We start from the raw sequence: 15,106 nt of genomic DNA, 5'->3' as shown, positions 1-15,106 counted from the left end.
CATCATGGCATTGAATACCTCTCTTCCGGTGCTCATCGTCGACGACTACCAGACGATGCTGCGCATCATCCGCAACCTCCTCAAGCAGATCGGCTTCACCGATGTCGACGAGGCCAAGGACGGTTCGGAAGCCCTGGGCAAGCTCAAGGAGAAGAAGTACGGGCTCGTGATCTCCGACTGGAACATGGCGCCGATGACTGGGTTCGAGCTCCTCCAGAAGGTCCGCGCCGACGCGGAGCTGAATGCCCTTCCCTTCATCATGATCACCGCCGAGGCCAAGACCGAGAACGTCGTGGCCGCCAAGCAGGCGGGCGTGAACAACTACATCGTGAAGCCCTTCAACGCGGAAACCCTCCGTTCGAAGATCGCCGCGGTGCTGGGCGAGTAGCCACGATGCGCCTTCCGCCACCCGTCTCCTTCGACCCTTTGAGCCTGGACCTCCTGGCTCAGTCCCGCGAGAGCATCGCCGCCCGACGGCATGCGGAAATCATGCGGGGCATGGCGGCCATTCACGCGGCGCTCGAGCCCAACAGCGGGGCCTCCAAGGCTCTCCTGGACCAGATCCGTACCGACCTGCGCGAGGCGCTCAGGCTCAAGGAAGAGCTCGACGCCATCACGGAATCGATCCAGCGCACCAAGCGGGAGATCGCGACCCTACACTCGCACACGCCGGGAGGGCAGGTAACGAGCGTCACGGATGAACTGGGGGCCGTTGTTTCCGGTACGGAAGCAGCCACCAACAGCATCCTGGCGGCGGCCGAGGAGATCGACGAGATCACCGGAGCGTTGTCCTCGCACCTGTCGGGCGAGGACGCCGCGATGGCCCAGCGCATCTCCGACAAGGTGATCACGATCTTCGAGGCGTGCAATTTTCAGGACATTACCGGCCAGCGCATCAGCAAGGTCGTCGGCTCGATGAAGTTCATCGAGGAGCGCGTGACCCAGATGGCTCACATCTGGGGCGGCCTCGAAAGCTTCAACGACGTGGACGCCTTCCAGATGCCGGAGCGGGATGGGGACGAGGCCCTGCTGAACGGGCCGGCCCTCGACGGCGATCCGAACCGCACCTCCCAGGATGCCATCGACGCCCTGTTCGGCTGACCGGAACTGTGCGGCAAGACCCATCGAAGCCCGGCCATCGCGCCGGGCTTTCTGCTGCGGGCACTTCCAGTCCCATCAACAAAAAAGCCCGCCGGTGAGGCGGGCTTTTGGTTCTTGCGTCTGAACGGGATTGCGGCTCAGTTCGCCGCCGCTACGTTGACCGCGGTGGAGCCCTGCGCCCGCTTCTGCGGCACGACTTTCGCCGTCGGTGCCGCCTTGAGAGGAGCCGGAGCGACCTGGACCGTCTCGGCCACGGGCTGGGCATCCGAGGTGCTGAACAGGTCGGTCACGCCGCTGAACATCTTCTTGTAGAAGGGCGTCTCCTGCGAGGAGGCCGCCGCGGCAGCGGTGGCGACCGGCGCGGTCTGCTGGGTGACCGCTACGCGGCTTGCGGCCTGACGAGGCTCAGGCTGCGAGGCGGGGACCTCCTTCATCGACGCGAAGGCGAGCGCAGTCGACGGCGTGTCGATCTTCTCGCGGCCGCTGTCGTCGAGCGCGATCTGCTGCGGGCCGGAAGAGATGCCTTCGGTGCGGCTCACGAAACCGAGCTTGCTGTCGGACACGCCCGACACGCTGGCTAGGGCGGCGCGGAAGGATTCATGCGTGTCGCCGTCGTTGTAAACGAGCTTGATCGGCTTTTCGCCCTTGGCGACCAGATCGGCCACCTCCTGCTCGTCGTGCCGCTGCTTCTGCGTCACGGCGGCCATCGTGCTGTCGTCCGCGTTGAAGACATAGCGCTTGTTGGCAACCGCCACGCGCAACTCCTCCTTCGACACGTCGAAGGTATCGGAGCCTTCCTTCAGGTTCTTCCAGAAGCCGATATTCGGGTCGAGGCGGTGCTTGGCCAGATTCTCGGCCGTCATCCGGAACGGATAGGACTGGAACTGGAAGCTGCGCTGACCGGCGCCGAGGGCCTCGCGGGCAATGGCGTAGATCTCGGCGATATTCTGGTCCGTCATGGCGAAGCAGCCCCGCGAGGAGCAGGCCCCATGGACCATGATGTCGCCGCCGTTGCGGCCGAAGGACCGATCGTAGGCGTTCGGATAGCCGGTATCGAATGACAGGTAAAAGGCCGAGTTCGGGTTCATCTGGGCCGGCGTGACCGAGTAGAAGCCTTCCGGCACCTGCCGGTCGCCTTCGCGGGTCTTGGGGCCGAGCTGGCCGGACCAGCGGCAGACCGGATAGGTCTTGAGCAACGCGTATTTCCCGTTGGAGCCGCGCTTCCAGATCTCCAGCTCCGATTCCTTCTTATAGGCCCGGATCAGGATGGGATCGGCCTTGGACATGCCCTTCGTGGACATCAGCGCCATCGTGGCCGGCGGAATCGGGACGAGATGTCGTGTAGAGCCACGGGAAAGCTGGTCGTCCTGACAGGCAGCAAGCGCGAGCACCAGGCTCGCGGCCAATGCAAAACGCTTCATCATGGGGGGACCCCGCAATTTTTGATCTGCCGGCGTCTGTGCCGGTCAGTTCCCCTTTAACCCTTAAATCGTTAGCCTTAACTGGCCCTTACTGCAAGCGGGGCCGTAACGGAGTTATGCTGAATCGAAGGTAAAAGATCGGCCTGAGACAGGTTGCGGCACCGCTCATCGGAGGGGTGCCTATCTCTTCCGGGGTAAAGGGGAGCGGCCAAGGGAACCCGCCCGGGGCGCCGGGCGGGCGAGACATCGGACGAGTCGAATTAGAGCTTGCGCCCGATATTGAGGAACTTGTCGGCGCGGTGGTCGCGGATCTCGGCCGGGCCCATGTTGCCGAGGTCCTGCAGAGCTTCCTCGATCGCGTTGCCGGCGGCCTGGATGGTCGCCTGCGGATCCCGGTGAGCGCCGCCCACGGGCTCCGTGACGATGCCGTCGATGATGCCGAGGCGCAGGAGGTCCTGTGCCGTGATCTTCATGTTGGTGGCAGCGTCCTGGGCACGGGCTGCGTCGCGCCAGAGGATCGAGGCCGCGCCTTCCGGAGAGATCACGCTGTAGATGGCGTGCTCCAGCATCAGCACTTTGTTGGCCGTGGCGATGGCGATCGCGCCGCCCGAACCGCCTTCACCGATCACGAGAGAGACGTTCGGCACGCCCAGCGCCAGCTGCATCTCGGTCGAGCGGGCGATGGCCTCGGCCTGGCCGCGCTCCTCCGCCTCGATGCCGGGATAGGCTCCGGCGGTATCAACGAAGGACAGAACGGGCAAGCCGAACCGGTCGGCCATCTCCATCAGGCGCACGGCCTTGCGGTAGCCCTCGGGACGGGCCATGCCGAAATTGTGCCGGATGCGGGTTTCGGTGTTGTAGCCCTTCTCCTGGCCCATCACGCAGACGGGCTGGCCCCGGAATCGGCCGAAGCCGCCGACGATGGCCTCGTCCTCGGCGAATTTGCGGTCGCCGGCGAGGGGGGTGAACTCGGTGATGAGGCCGGCGCAGTAATCGACGAAATGCGGGCGCTGGGGATGGCGCGCGACCAGGGTCTTCTGCCAGGGCGTGAGCTTGGCATAAAGCTCCTTCAGGGCGTCTGCGGCCTTGACCTCCAGGCGCGAGATGTCGTCGGTGATGGAGACGGCGTCCCGGTTCTCACCGAGGGCCCGGAGCTCCTCGACCTTGGCTTCCAGCTCGGCGACGGGCTTTTCGAAATCGAGATAACTGCGCATCAGACTCTATGAACATGAAGGCCGGCGTGACCGGATAGCCCTGCCGAAGCGGGCCGGACACTGGCGTTTTGGAGGACTCAAGTCAAGTTGAGCCCTGTCTTACTCCCGCAAAACCCGGCGGAATCAAGACAGTGGCGTCATTCGCGAGGCGGGGGCGGCCGGAGCCGGGACGAAAACGGGCGAGAGGCGCCGGGAGCGGCGCACCGCATGGACGGCTCCCGGCCGGTAGAGCTGCTTCGTCGCTTCCACGATGTGAAGGCCCGCGAAGGGCAGCGAGAACCCGGAACCCACCCGCTCCCAGGCCTGGGCGCTCTGGAGCAGGAGGCGGTTGCGCAAGGGAGGGACGTAGAGGGTTTCTGCCCAGCCTTCGGGGGAGAACCAGGTCTGGCGCATGAGGCTTTTGAGCTGCGAGCGGCTGTAGGGCTGCCCGTAGCCGAAGGGGGTCGTGTCCATGCGCGCCCACAGGCCCCGGCGGTTGGGGGCTACCAGGATGATCCGCCCGCCGGGGGTGAGGATGCGCCAGATCTCGTGCAGGAGCTCGCTCGGGCTCTCCACCGTCTCCAGGGCATGAACCACGAGGACCCGGTCGATGGAGGCATCGGGCAGGGGCATCATCAGCGGATCGACGAGCGCCGAGGCCGAGGCGCCGGTCCTGGGCCAGTTCACCACGCCCTGGTTCGCCGGCATGAAGGCCAGCGTCCGCTCGCTGTCGCCCTTCACGGCCGAGAGATAAGGGGGCGCATAGCCGAGGCCGAGCACGCGCAGGCCCGTGAGAGGCCCCCAGAACCGGTCTATGGCGCGTCCGACGAATCGGCGCGTCACGGCTCCCAAGGGGCTGGCGTAGAAGCCGCGCAGATCCGTAATGTCGATGCTCATGATCTCAACGGCTTGCCTCTCGATCCGGCCCGGCAAGCGAATGCGTGATCCGGGTCTGGTTTCACGGGCCGACTGTTCCATGATAGCTCAGAGCACATCAAGACAAGGTGCCCCGATGTCCGCCCAGATCCACGCCTTTCTCTGCCTCAAGGACAATATCGGTGTTCTGGTCCACGATCCCAATACGGGGGCCTGCGCGGCCATCGACGCGCCCGACGAGGGGGCGATCCTGGCGGCTCTTGCCCAGACGGGATGGCAGCTGACCGACATCCTCGTCACGCACCGCCATGCCGATCACGTGCAGGCCGTCGAGCCTCTGAAGCGTCGCACGGGCTGCCGGGTCGTGGCTCCGGTCAAGGCGCGCGAGGCGGTGCCGTCCGCCGATGCCTATGTGCGCGAAGGCGATACGGTGCATGTGGGCGGCCTTCAGGCCCATGTCTGGGAGACGCCGGGTCATTGCATGGACCACGTCTCCTACTGGTTCGCGGCGGATCGGGCGCTGTTTGCCGGCGACACCCTCTTCACCCTCGGCTGCGGGCGGATGTTCGAGGGAACCTATGCGGAATTCTGGGCCACGCTGCAGCGTCTCGCTTCTCTGCCGGACGAGGCACGGGTCTATTGCGGGCACGATTACACGCTGTCCAATGCGCGGTTCGCTCTCGCCGCCGATCCGCATAACGAGGCCTTGAAGGCGCGGGCGGCGGAAGCGGAGAGGGCCCAGGCGGAGGGCCGCTTTCTCGTGCCGACCACCATCGGCCAGGAGAAAGCCGTCAATCCGTTCTTAAGGGCCGGGGAGCCTGCGCTCGCGAAATCCGTTCATAAGGAAGGAGCCTCGCCCGTGGAGGTGTTTCAGGCCTTGCGCGAATGGAAGAACAGGTTCTGATGAGGGCATGACCTTGCAGGAGCCGACAGCCTCATGAACGACCACAGTCTCATCATCGGACTCGAGAGCCGCCTCCTGAACGCCTGGCCCTCGTTCGATTATCAGCTCTACGACGGCTGGGTTCTCCGTCTTGCGAACGGCTACTCGAAGCGGGCCAATTCCGCGACGCCCTTCCGGCCGGATATCGGCCTCGATGATGAGCTCCTCGATTACATGGTCGCGCGCTTCGTAGAGGCCAATGTGCGTCCCACCTTCCGTCTCAACGGGATAGAGGCGCCCCAGGTGGACGAGTTGCTGAAGGAGCGCGGTTTCAAGGATATCGAGCCCACGCATGTCCTCACGGCTCCGATCAGGATCGGCGATTGCGAGAGCGATCCGGAAGTGAGCCTCGACCCGCAGGTGTCCAAGCGCTGGGTGCGGGCGGCGGCGGAATCCTATGGCGGGGACAAGGCCGATGACGAGACGCTGATGAGGATCGTCTCCCGGATCCGCCAGAAGACGGCATTCGCGACGCTCAGCCTCGACGAGAGACCGGTGGCCTGGGGCCTCGGCGTGGTGGAGCGTGGCTATGTCGGCCTCTACGACATCGTGGTCGCGCCGGACCTGCGCGGCATCGGCCTGGGCCGCCGGGTGGTGGCGAGCCTCATGGCGTGGGGCTGCCGGGAGGGGGCGCACACGGCCTATCTGCAGGTGCGCGAGGAAAACGAGATAGCCCGCTCGCTTTATGGGGCCCTCGGCTTCGAGACCGCCTACCGATACACCCACCGGGTCATGCCGGGACGGTCTTCTTCGGTGTGAGGGTAGCAATGAGCGCGCCGGCCACGATGAGGCCGCAGGCGAGCAAGAGCGTCAGGGTCGGCTCCGCGTAGCCGGCGACCACCAGCAGCAGGGTCGACAGCACCGGCGTCGCATAGGAGGCGACGCCGAGGAAGCGGATGTCGCCGCGCTTCATGCCGATGTCCCACACGTAGAAGGCCGCGCCCACCGGGCCGAGGCCGAGCGCCAGAAGGGCGAGCCATTGCGTCGTCGTCTCGGGCCAGATCGTGGTCTCGAAGGCGAGGTGGCAGACGAGGCTCAGGAGCGAGGTCATGAGGCAGAAGCCCGCCACCGCATCGGTCGGAACCTGGCCGAAACGGCGGGACAGCACCGAATAGCCCGCCCAGACGAAGGCGGCCACGAAAGCGCAGATGTAGCCCGGCATGTATTCGGCGCGCGCATCGAAGGCGCCGCGCCCGGCGATCAGCACGATGACGCCCGCAAATCCGAGCAACGCTCCCACGATATGCGCCCGCCGCAGATGCTCGCCGGGCAGGAGCGAGGAGAACAGCACGATCAGCAACGGCCAAAGGTAATTGATCAGCCCCGACTCGGCCGGCGGCGCCCAGCGCAGGGCAGCGAAATAAAGCGCGTGGTAGCCGAACAGGCCGCCGATCCCCAAGGCCCAGACGACGGGCTTCTGGCGCAGGGCCTTGAGCCCTTGAGGCCGCACGATCCAGCTGCCCACGCCCACCAGTCCGCCGACCAGGAACGTCATCGCGTTGAGCTGGAACGGAGGGATCGTGCCTGTCGCGGCCGTGAACAGGGCGAGCATGGACCAGAGCAGGATGGCGATGAGGCCGATGGAGGTGGCGGTGCGAGTCGTCATGATGCCCGCCACTAGCATGGGTTGCCCGTAAATGCGAAGCGGGGGCGCCTTGAGGTCGAGCGGATAAAACGTCTCAATACGTGGTGCGTCCACCGCTGAGATCGAAGGTGGCGGCCGTGGTGAAGGAATTCTCTTCGGAGAGCATCCAGGCCACCATGGCGGCGATCTCGTGCAGCTCGGCGAAGCGGTCACGCGGGATGCGCACGCGCATGTACTCGATGAATTCCGGCGTCAGGGAATCGAGGATCTTCGTCTTGGCCGTGGTCGGCGTGATGCAGTTCACCGCGATGCCGGTCCTGGCCAGCTCCTTGCCCAGCGACTTGGTGAGGCCGATGATCCCGGCCTTGGCGGCGCTGTAGGCGGCGAGGTTCGGGTTGCCCTCCTTGCCCGCGACCGAGGAAATGTTGACGATGCGGCCGTAATCGTTCTCCTGCATGATCGGCACGATGGAGCGGCAGCAATTGAAGGTTCCGGTCAGGTTGACCTCGACGACGCTGCGCCACTCCTCGACGGAATATTCGGCCAGCGGCTTGACCGGTCCCGTGATCCCGGCGCCGTTGACCAGGCCGTCGATGCGCCCGAAGGCGGCGCGCGTCTGCTGCGCGGCATGCTCCACCGACAGGCTGTCCGAGACGTCGACGCTCAGGCCGAGGCAATCCTGCGCGAGCGCGGCGGCACTGGTCCGGGAATCGTCGAGGCGGAGATCCCAGATGGCGACCCGGGCGCCCGATTGCACGAGGCGCTCGCCGATCGCGCAGCCGATGCCGCGAGCCCCTCCCGTGATCACGACGGTTCGGCCCGCCATGTCGATGCGGTTCATTCGTCACTTCTCCGTTTTGCAGCAGGATCGGGCGCGTCGTTCCGAAACCCGGCGCGAACAGGCCGGGTCCGGAACGATGCCTTGCGGGTCAGGCCGATTCGATCAGGCCAAGTCGATCAGGCCAAGTCGATCAGGCCATGTATTGGCCGCCGTTGACGGACAGGGTCGAGCCGGTGACGAAGCCGGCCTCGTCGGCGGCCAAGAAGAGCACGCTGCGGGCGATCTCCTCCGCCTCGCCGAGGCGGCCCACGGGAATGAGAGGCAGGATCTTCGACTTGAGAACCTCTTCGGGGACGGCTTTCACCATTTCCGTGGCGATGTAGCCCGGCGCGATCACGTTGACCGTGACGCCCTTGTTGGCATTCTCCTGCGCGAGGGCCTTGGCGAAGCCGATCACGCCCGCTTTCGCGGCGGAATAGTTCGCCTGTCCCATCTGGCCCTTCTGGCCGTTGATGGACGAGATGATGATGATGCGTCCGAAGCCGCGCTCGCGCATGCCCTCGATCACGGGGCGCGTGCAGGTGAACATGGAATCGAGATTGGTGCGGATCACGGCGGACCACTGGTCGTAGGTCATCTTGTGGAACATGCCGTCGCGGGTGATGCCCGCATTGTTGACCAGGATGTCGACCGGGCCGAGTTCGGCTTCGACCGCCTTGATGCCGCTCTCGCAGGATGCTGCATCGGAAACGTCGAACTTGAAGACCGGAATGCCGGTCTCCTGCTTGAAATGACTGGCCGCTTCGTCATTGCCACCGTAATTGGCCGCAACCCTGTAGCCCGCGTCCTTCAAGCCTTTCGAAATCGCGGCACCGATGCCGCGGGTGCCGCCGGTAACCAATGCAACACGCGCCATGCTGTTTCCTTCCCAAGACCGTTCCCGTGCGGATCTCTTGAGGATCCATTCATCGTCAGGCGGCTCTCTCCGAGCCCCTGACAACATAGCTTAGGATATTTGACGGAACGGGAAAGAGAGAAGCTCCGGAATTTCCGGAGCTTCATGACGTTTTAGCAGTTTGTGGGCTTCGGGCGGTTCAGCGCTCGAGGCACATGGCGACGCCCATGCCGCCGCCGATGCAGAGGGTGGCGAGGCCCTTCTTGGCGTTGCGACGGCCCATTTCGTGCAGCAGGGTCACGAGCACGCGGGCGCCCGAGGCGCCGATCGGGTGACCGATCGCGATGGCGCCGCCGTTCACGTTCACGATGGACGGATCCCAGCCCATGTCCTTGTTGACCGCGAGCGCCTGGGCGGCGAAGGCCTCGTTGGCCTCGACGAGCTCGAGGTCGGACACCTTCCAGCCGGCCTTCTCCAGCGCCTTGCGCGAGGATGGGATCGGACCCGTGCCCATGATGGCCGGGTCGACACCTGCGGTGGCCCAGGAGGCGATGCGGGCGAGCGGGGTCAGGCCGCGCTTCTCGGCCTCGGCCTCCGTCATCAGCACGATGGCGGCGGCCCCGTCATTGATGCCCGAGGCGTTGCCCGCCGTGACCGTACCGTCCTTGGAGAAGGCGGGACGCAGCTTGGCGAGAGACTCGACCGTGGTGCCGGCGCGGATGTACTCGTCCTGGTCCACGACGATGTCGCCCTTGCGGGTGGAAATCGTCACGGGCGTGATCTCGTCCTTGAACCGGCCTTCCTTCTGGGCGGCCTCGGCCTTGTTCTGGGAGCCGGTGGCGAACTGATCCTGCTCCTCGCGGGTGAGCTGCCAGCGCTGGGCCACGTTCTCGGCGGTGTTGCCCATGTGGTAGCCGTGGAAGGCGTCCATCAGGCCGTCCTTCAGCATGGTGTCCATGAGCTTGAAATCGCCCATCTTGGTGCCGGAGCGCATGTGAGCCGCGTGCGGGGCGAGGGACATGGATTCCTGGCCGCCCGCCACGATGATGCTCGCGTCGCCGTTGGCGATCTGCTGCATGCCGATGGCGACCGTACGCAGGCCCGAGCCGCAGAGCTGGTTGAGGCCCCAGGCGGTCTTTTCCTGCGGGATGCCCGCCGCCATCGCGGCTTGGCGAGCCGGATTCTGGCCCTGGCCCGCGGTGAGGATCTGGCCGAGGATCACCTCGTCCACTTCTCCGCCTTCGACCTTGGCGCGCTCGAGGGCAGCCTTGATGGCGACGGCGCCGAGCTCATGAGCCGGGGTATTGGCGAAGGCGCCGTTGAACGAGCCGACGGGGGTGCGCGCCGCGCCGACGATGACGATCCTGTCTCCGGCCATTCCTCTCTCCTCATGCTGATTGTCTGGTCGCAGAATGAATGTAGTGCCGGCTCGATCAAATCCCCAGGGGGTGGGATGTCAAGGACCCGATGCGCAACCCTGCTCCGATACGCCTTAGACTTTTGGCGCTTTGATCGTCCGGCATAAGACTTATAATCATAAACGGCTGGCATTCCGACGGATCGGGATCGGGAGTGTCGGCCATGGTAGTTTTCCCGGGAGCGTATCGGGCGAAATGGCGACGGACAAACAACCGACGGTCATCAAGAAATATGCCAACCGCCGCCTCTACCACACGGGCACCTCGACCTACGTGACGCTGGAAGATCTGGCCGGCATGGTGCGCAAGGGCGAGGACTTCGTGGTCTATGACGCGAAGTCCGGCGAGGAGATCACCCGCTCGGTCCTGGCGCAGATCATCTTCGAGCAGGAGAACAAGGAGGGGCCGAACCTCCTGCCGGTCACGGTGCTCCGCCAGCTGATCCGCTTCTACGGCGACAGCATGCAGGCCCTGGTGCCGAGCTACCTCGAATTTTCCATGAACAACCTGTCCCAGGAGCAGCAGAAGCTCCGGGAGCAGATGGCGCAGGCCTTCGGGCCCGGGGCCTTCCAGGCCATGGAGGAGCAGGTGCGCAAGAACATGGGCTTCTTTACGGAAGCGATGCGCATGTTCGCGCCCTTCCCTCAGACCTCGTCCGGGACATCCGAGACGAAGCCGTCGGCCAAGAGCGAGGAGACGACCGATCTCGACCGCCTGAAGCAGCAGATGGCCGACATGCAGGCCAAGCTCGACAAGCTGGCGAGCAAATAGTCCGGGTTCAGCCGCGCGCCGTCTTCAGCATCCGCTGCAGGCCTGAAGCCTGCGGCAGCGCCTCGGGCTCTCCGAACAATCCGCCCTGCAAATAATCCACGCCCCAGGATGCCAGCAGGCGGGCGGTGGCCTCATCCTCCACCCATTCCGCCGCCGTGGCGATGCCGAGGTGCTGGGCCCTGTCGACCAGGGTCCTGACGGTGAGCCGGTCGTCGGTCGAGCGCTTGAGCGGCTGGATGAAGACGCCGTCGATCTTGAGAAGGTCGACGGGCAGCATCCGCAGCTGGTCCGGCGTCACGTAGCCGGCTCCGAAGCCGGTGAGCGCGAGACCGATGCCCAAGGCCTTCATGGCGTGGAGGCGGCCCAGAACCGTCCGGCTCTCGGCCATGGCAGCTTCGGGAACCTCGACGATGAGCCGCGATTCGATGCCGGGACGGGCACCGAGATGGGCTGCCAGCATGGACAGCCACTCGGCATCCTGCAGGGTCCTGACGGAGACCGGCAGCGCCAGGCGTTGGCCGGGATGGTCCTTCAGGTAATCGGCCGCCAGCTCCAGCATGCGCCCGTCCACGAGAAGGGCGAGGTTCGTATCCTTGAGCTTCGGCACCGGGCCGAGCATGAGGGGGCGCCCCTCAGGACCCGCCAGGGAGGCGCAGGCCTGCATCAGGGCTGGCGTACGGCTTTGGGCCTCTACCACCGGCTGGCGGGCGAGCGTCAGGTTCCGGCTGTTGAGGGCGTCGACCCAGTCGAACGGGGCCTGATCGGCAGCCGGCGAGGGGGACTTCGGGCGCGTGTCGTAGAGCTTGCAGGTTTCCCCGCGCTCGAGACCCGAGGCCAGGGCCTGCTCGGCGAACCGCAGCAGCTTGGTGGCCTTGAAGGTATGGTCCGGCGCGCAGGCGGCCCCTAGGCTCAGCGAGGCGACGGCCGGATGATCCCCGATGAGCCCGGCGAGACGCTTCATGGCGCTCGGAGCATCGGCGGCCGGGCAGCAGGTCAGGGCGAGGGCGAAGCGATCGGGCCCGAGGACGGTGAAGAGGTCGTGACGGCGCATCATCGGGCGCACCTTCCGGGCGATCTCCGTCATCGCGTCGGCTCCTTGATCGTCGAGGGCACCGACGATCAGGGTGCAGGTATGAGACACCCTCAGAGCTTCATTGATGCCGTTCTGGATGCTGCACAGAAGCTCCGAGCGTTGGTTCAGCACCGCAGGCAGCAATGCGCCTGAAACCGGATCGAGGCGCAGTTGGCCACGGGCGAAGGCAGGGCGACCGAGGGTGTCCGGCTGCCAGCGGCCCGCATCCTCGACCATCGTCACCCGGTCCGGCTCGAAGCGCAGGGCATACCGGGTTTCGTAGGCTCCGCCCCGAGCCTCGGCGGAGGCAATGGCGTCCCGGCGGGACAGGCCGCAGCCGTGTTCGATCAGGTGGGAGAACGCTTGCCCCGTCTTCGGCAGATCCTTCGCCGGTACGCCGAGGGTTTCGGCCGCGCCGGGACCCCAGGTGAGGGTGTCGGACACCATGTCCCAGGCATAGGTGACGCTCGCCGGAGGCAGAGGGCTCCGGGAGGCTTGGCGTCGCGGCCGGGAAACGCCCTTGAAAAGCCCCGTCCGCCCCTGCCCCTTCGTCGCCATCACACTCACCCTCGAAATACGCCCGACCCGGGAGCGGCCAAAGCGCCTGCACAAGCCTGACTGCCCGGGAAACCAAGGGATACAGGATCCGCCCTCACGCTTAATGAAGGGTAAAAAGCGAAAGGAAATCAGGCTCCTTGGGGATTGCGGGCATAAAAAAACCGGCGCTCGGAGGCGCCGGTTCGGATTGTCGCATGTCGCGTCGATTACGCGTCGGTCTTCACCTTGAGGACCTGACGGCCGCGGTACATGCCGGTCTTCAGGTCAACATGGTGAGGGCGGCGCAGCTCGCCGGAATCCTTGTCCTCGATATAGGTCGGGGCCTGCAAGGCATCGGCGGAGCGACGCATTCCGCGCCGCGAAGGCGACGTTTTTCTTTTTGGAACGGCCATTTCTCGTCTCCGGTTAAAATAGCGGAGCGCCCGCTCAACCGGGGAACGCTCACATCTCAAACTTGATGAGGTTGCGCCTCATACAAGGTCTTTGGGGAAATATCTAGCCCTTTGACGCAATCCGAGGGTTTTTCATTGCCGCAGGAAGCCTCAAGGCTTGAGACAATCGCTGAAAGGCGCGGCTCGCGCCATGCGCGCCTGGAGCTGGCCCGCCAGGGCCCGATGGCCGGGCCGCGGACGGGCCGGATTGCGCACCAGGGGATTGGGCAGGGCCCTGGCCAGGAGAGCCGCCTCCTGGCGGGTCAGGGTCTTGGCCGACTTGCGGAAATATCTCTGGGCCGCCGCCTCGGCCCCGAAGACGCCGTCGCCCCATTCGGCCACGTTGAGATAGACCTCCATCATCTTCCGCTTCGACCAGATCAGGTCGAGATAGAGGGCGACCGGGATCTCCAGCCCCTTGCGCACATAGGAGCGGCTCGGCCACAGGAAGAGGTTCTTCGCCACCTGCATGGGAATGGTCGAGGCGCCACGGGACGGTCCGTCCCCGTCGGCGGCCTCCACCACGTCCCAGAGCGCGTCCCAGTCCACGCCGTTATGCTCGCAGAAGCGGCTGTCCTCGGACGTCATGACGGCGAGCGGCAGGTTCGGCGAAATCTCGTTCAGGCTGACGAAGGTCCTCTCGACGGGCTGCAGGGTGAGCCAGCGTCCGACCATCAGGGTCGAGACCGGCGGCACGGCCCAGTACAAAAGGCCTAGCCAAAAGACCGCCCCGACCCATAAGAGAGTGAGACCAAGGCCGATCCGGACGACTCGGTGGAGAAAGCGGGTGACCGTCATAGGCCTCCGCGGCCGCCCCGACCGCAGCGTCCATTTCGGCCTCGCTCGTTCATCAACGCTCCCCTCGGGTGGAGCGGCGGCTCCATCCGAATTCAGGCTCATCATGACGCCATCCACCAGCTCTTTCACCACACGGCTCTCCGACGCCGCGAAGGTTGTCGAAGCAAGTCTCGAAGCCTTGCTATCAGACAAAGCGGCTCCCGGCGAGCTTGCCCGTCCGCCGCGCCTCATGGCCGCCATGCGTCACGCGGTCCTGGGAGGCGGCAAGCGCCTGCGCCCCTTCCTGACCATCGAGGCGGCACGTCTCTGTGGCGTGGAAGGGCAGGGGGCGCTCAGGGCGGGCTGCGCGGTCGAGCTCCTGCATTGCTATTCCCTGGTCCATGACGACCTGCCGTCCATGGACGACGACGACCTGCGCCGGGGGCGTCCGACCGTCCACAGGGCCTATGACGAGGCCACGGCCATCCTGGTGGGCGACGCCCTTCAGACCCTCGCCTTCGAGGTCCTCGCCGATCCGGCGACGGCCGGGGATGCGGCTATCCGCTCGGACCTCGTGCTCGGCCTCGCCCGAGCCTCGGGCCCGGGCGGCATGGTCGGAGGGCAGCTGCTCGACCTGACCGCCGAGGGACGTTACGGAGCCGTCGAGATGGGAAAGGCCGACGTGCGGCTGCTCCAGATGATGAAGACCGGTGCGATCCTCACCTTCTCGGTCGAGGCGGGTGCCATCCTGGGACAGGCCGACGCGGCGGCGCGCGGCAAGCTCGTCGCATACGGGCGCGCGCTCGGGGCGGCCTTCCAGGTCGCCGACGACATTCTCGACCGGGAGGCGACCCCGGAAGCCCTCGGCAAGCGCACCGGCAAGGATCAGGAGAAAGGCAAGGCCACCCTGGTCGACCTGCTCGGGATGGAGGGCGCCCAGCGCGAGTGCCGGCAGCTCGTGGAGAAGGCCGAGAGCGCTCTCGACGAGTTCGGGCCGCCGGCCCAGACCTTGCGCGAAGCCGTGCGCTTCGTGGTCGAGCGGCAGGTGTGAGGGGGCTCTTGCCCGACAGGATCGCCTGGGGCGAATCCAATTCAGGTCAGATTCGCCCGTGGCTTCTCGAACCCTTGATGCGCAGAGACGCGTCCATCCCTTCATCGAAAGCTAAGCCATTGAACTATTATGGGTAATCGCGTGAATGCGCATTGGGAGCGTTGCATCCGTCGAAAGGCTCACCCTGTCAAAAAACGGCGAATGTTACCCTGCGGATCTGCACGCGAAGATCG

The 15,106-nt window shown here is 65.6% G+C and carries 16 protein-coding genes; 6 read left to right on the top strand and 10 right to left on the bottom strand.

Going from position 1 to position 15,106, the window contains the following annotated elements; genetic code table 11:
- Positions 1-4 precede the first annotated feature (4 nt).
- Both H0S73_RS01740 and H0S73_RS01735 read left to right on the top strand, forming a co-directional pair.
- Positions 5-388 carry a response regulator gene (locus H0S73_RS01740; protein ID WP_114943316.1) on the top strand — a complete coding sequence of 128 codons (384 nt, stop codon included), beginning with the start codon at positions 5-7 and terminating at the stop codon, positions 386-388.
- 5 nt (positions 389-393) lie between these two features.
- Entirely contained in the window at positions 394-1,101 is a 708-nt protein-coding gene (locus tag H0S73_RS01735; protein WP_181050538.1) for a protein phosphatase CheZ, read from the top strand.
- A 137-nt stretch (positions 1,102-1,238) separates the two neighbouring features.
- Here H0S73_RS01735 and H0S73_RS01730 read toward each other — a convergent pair whose 3' ends face one another.
- From H0S73_RS01730 to H0S73_RS01720, 3 genes are all read right to left on the bottom strand, one after another.
- Positions 1,239-2,525: a L,D-transpeptidase family protein gene (locus H0S73_RS01730; RefSeq protein WP_181050537.1), complete on the bottom strand. Its 1,287-nt coding sequence runs from the start codon at positions 2,523-2,525 to the stop codon at positions 1,239-1,241.
- A gap of 257 nt (positions 2,526-2,782) precedes the next feature.
- Positions 2,783-3,736, bottom strand: a complete 954-nt coding sequence (locus H0S73_RS01725; RefSeq protein ID WP_181050536.1) for an acetyl-CoA carboxylase carboxyltransferase subunit alpha — start codon at positions 3,734-3,736, stop codon at positions 2,783-2,785.
- A gap of 123 nt (positions 3,737-3,859) precedes the next feature.
- Positions 3,860-4,612, bottom strand: a complete 753-nt coding sequence (locus H0S73_RS01720) for a class I SAM-dependent methyltransferase (RefSeq protein WP_181050535.1) — start codon at positions 4,610-4,612, stop codon at positions 3,860-3,862.
- Between the two features lie 115 nt (positions 4,613-4,727).
- On the opposite strand from H0S73_RS01720, the gene gloB reads away from it, so the two are divergent.
- Together gloB and H0S73_RS01710 are read left to right on the top strand one after the other, a co-directional pair.
- Positions 4,728-5,495, top strand: coding sequence for a hydroxyacylglutathione hydrolase (gene gloB, locus H0S73_RS01715; protein WP_181050534.1), 768 nt, complete (start codon positions 4,728-4,730; stop codon positions 5,493-5,495).
- A 33-nt stretch (positions 5,496-5,528) separates the two neighbouring features.
- Positions 5,529-6,293, top strand: coding sequence for a GNAT family N-acetyltransferase (locus H0S73_RS01710; protein WP_181050533.1), 765 nt, complete (start codon positions 5,529-5,531; stop codon positions 6,291-6,293).
- Here the strand turns inward: H0S73_RS01710 and yddG are convergent.
- The 4 genes from yddG to H0S73_RS01690 all read right to left on the bottom strand — a co-directional run bounded on the left by yddG (position 6,265) and on the right by H0S73_RS01690 (position 10,173).
- Complete coding sequence (gene yddG, locus H0S73_RS01705; protein ID WP_181050532.1) at positions 6,265-7,140, bottom strand: aromatic amino acid exporter YddG; 876 nt, start codon at positions 7,138-7,140, stop codon at positions 6,265-6,267. The two genes, H0S73_RS01710 and yddG, sit on opposite strands and share 29 nt — an antisense overlap.
- Before the next feature lie 73 nt (positions 7,141-7,213).
- Complete coding sequence (locus H0S73_RS01700) at positions 7,214-7,960, bottom strand: SDR family NAD(P)-dependent oxidoreductase (RefSeq protein WP_181050531.1); 747 nt, start codon at positions 7,958-7,960, stop codon at positions 7,214-7,216.
- Positions 7,961-8,090: 130 nt separating this feature from the next.
- Positions 8,091-8,816, bottom strand: a complete 726-nt coding sequence (gene phbB, locus H0S73_RS01695; RefSeq protein WP_181050530.1) for an acetoacetyl-CoA reductase — start codon at positions 8,814-8,816, stop codon at positions 8,091-8,093.
- Between the two features lie 178 nt (positions 8,817-8,994).
- A complete protein-coding gene (locus H0S73_RS01690; RefSeq protein ID WP_181050529.1) occupies positions 8,995-10,173 on the bottom strand; it encodes an acetyl-CoA C-acetyltransferase in 1,179 nt (392 codons plus the stop codon).
- Between the two features lie 235 nt (positions 10,174-10,408).
- Between H0S73_RS01690 and phaR the strand changes: the two genes are divergently transcribed.
- The gene (gene phaR, locus H0S73_RS01685; protein WP_181050528.1) at positions 10,409-10,984 is read left to right on the top strand and encodes a polyhydroxyalkanoate synthesis repressor PhaR; all 576 of its coding nucleotides are present in this window, start codon (positions 10,409-10,411) and stop codon (positions 10,982-10,984) included.
- A 7-nt stretch (positions 10,985-10,991) separates the two neighbouring features.
- On the opposite strand, the gene H0S73_RS01680 is transcribed toward phaR, so the two are convergent.
- From H0S73_RS01680 to mtgA, 3 genes are all read right to left on the bottom strand, one after another.
- On the bottom strand, positions 10,992-12,614 hold the full coding sequence (locus H0S73_RS01680) for an EAL domain-containing protein (protein ID WP_181050527.1): 1,623 nt from the start codon (positions 12,612-12,614) through the stop codon (positions 10,992-10,994).
- 206 nt (positions 12,615-12,820) lie between these two features.
- The gene (gene rpmF, locus H0S73_RS01675) at positions 12,821-13,006 is read right to left on the bottom strand and encodes a 50S ribosomal protein L32 (RefSeq protein WP_009493255.1); all 186 of its coding nucleotides are present in this window, start codon (positions 13,004-13,006) and stop codon (positions 12,821-12,823) included.
- Between the two features lie 150 nt (positions 13,007-13,156).
- Positions 13,157-13,843 carry a monofunctional biosynthetic peptidoglycan transglycosylase gene (gene mtgA / locus H0S73_RS01670; protein ID WP_181050526.1) on the bottom strand — a complete coding sequence of 229 codons (687 nt, stop codon included), beginning with the start codon at positions 13,841-13,843 and terminating at the stop codon, positions 13,157-13,159.
- A gap of 103 nt (positions 13,844-13,946) precedes the next feature.
- Here mtgA and H0S73_RS01665 point away from each other — a divergent pair, with 103 nt between their 5' ends.
- On the top strand, positions 13,947-14,873 hold the full coding sequence (locus H0S73_RS01665; protein WP_181050525.1) for a polyprenyl synthetase family protein: 927 nt from the start codon (positions 13,947-13,949) through the stop codon (positions 14,871-14,873).
- Positions 14,874-15,106: the final 233 nt, after the last annotated feature.

This window comes from Microvirga mediterraneensis (genome assembly GCF_013520865.1).
GTDB lineage: Bacteria > Pseudomonadota > Alphaproteobacteria > Rhizobiales > Beijerinckiaceae > Microvirga > Microvirga mediterraneensis.
Note: the sequence above shows the minus strand (reverse complement) of the source record. Positions and strands in the feature narration are given on the sequence as shown.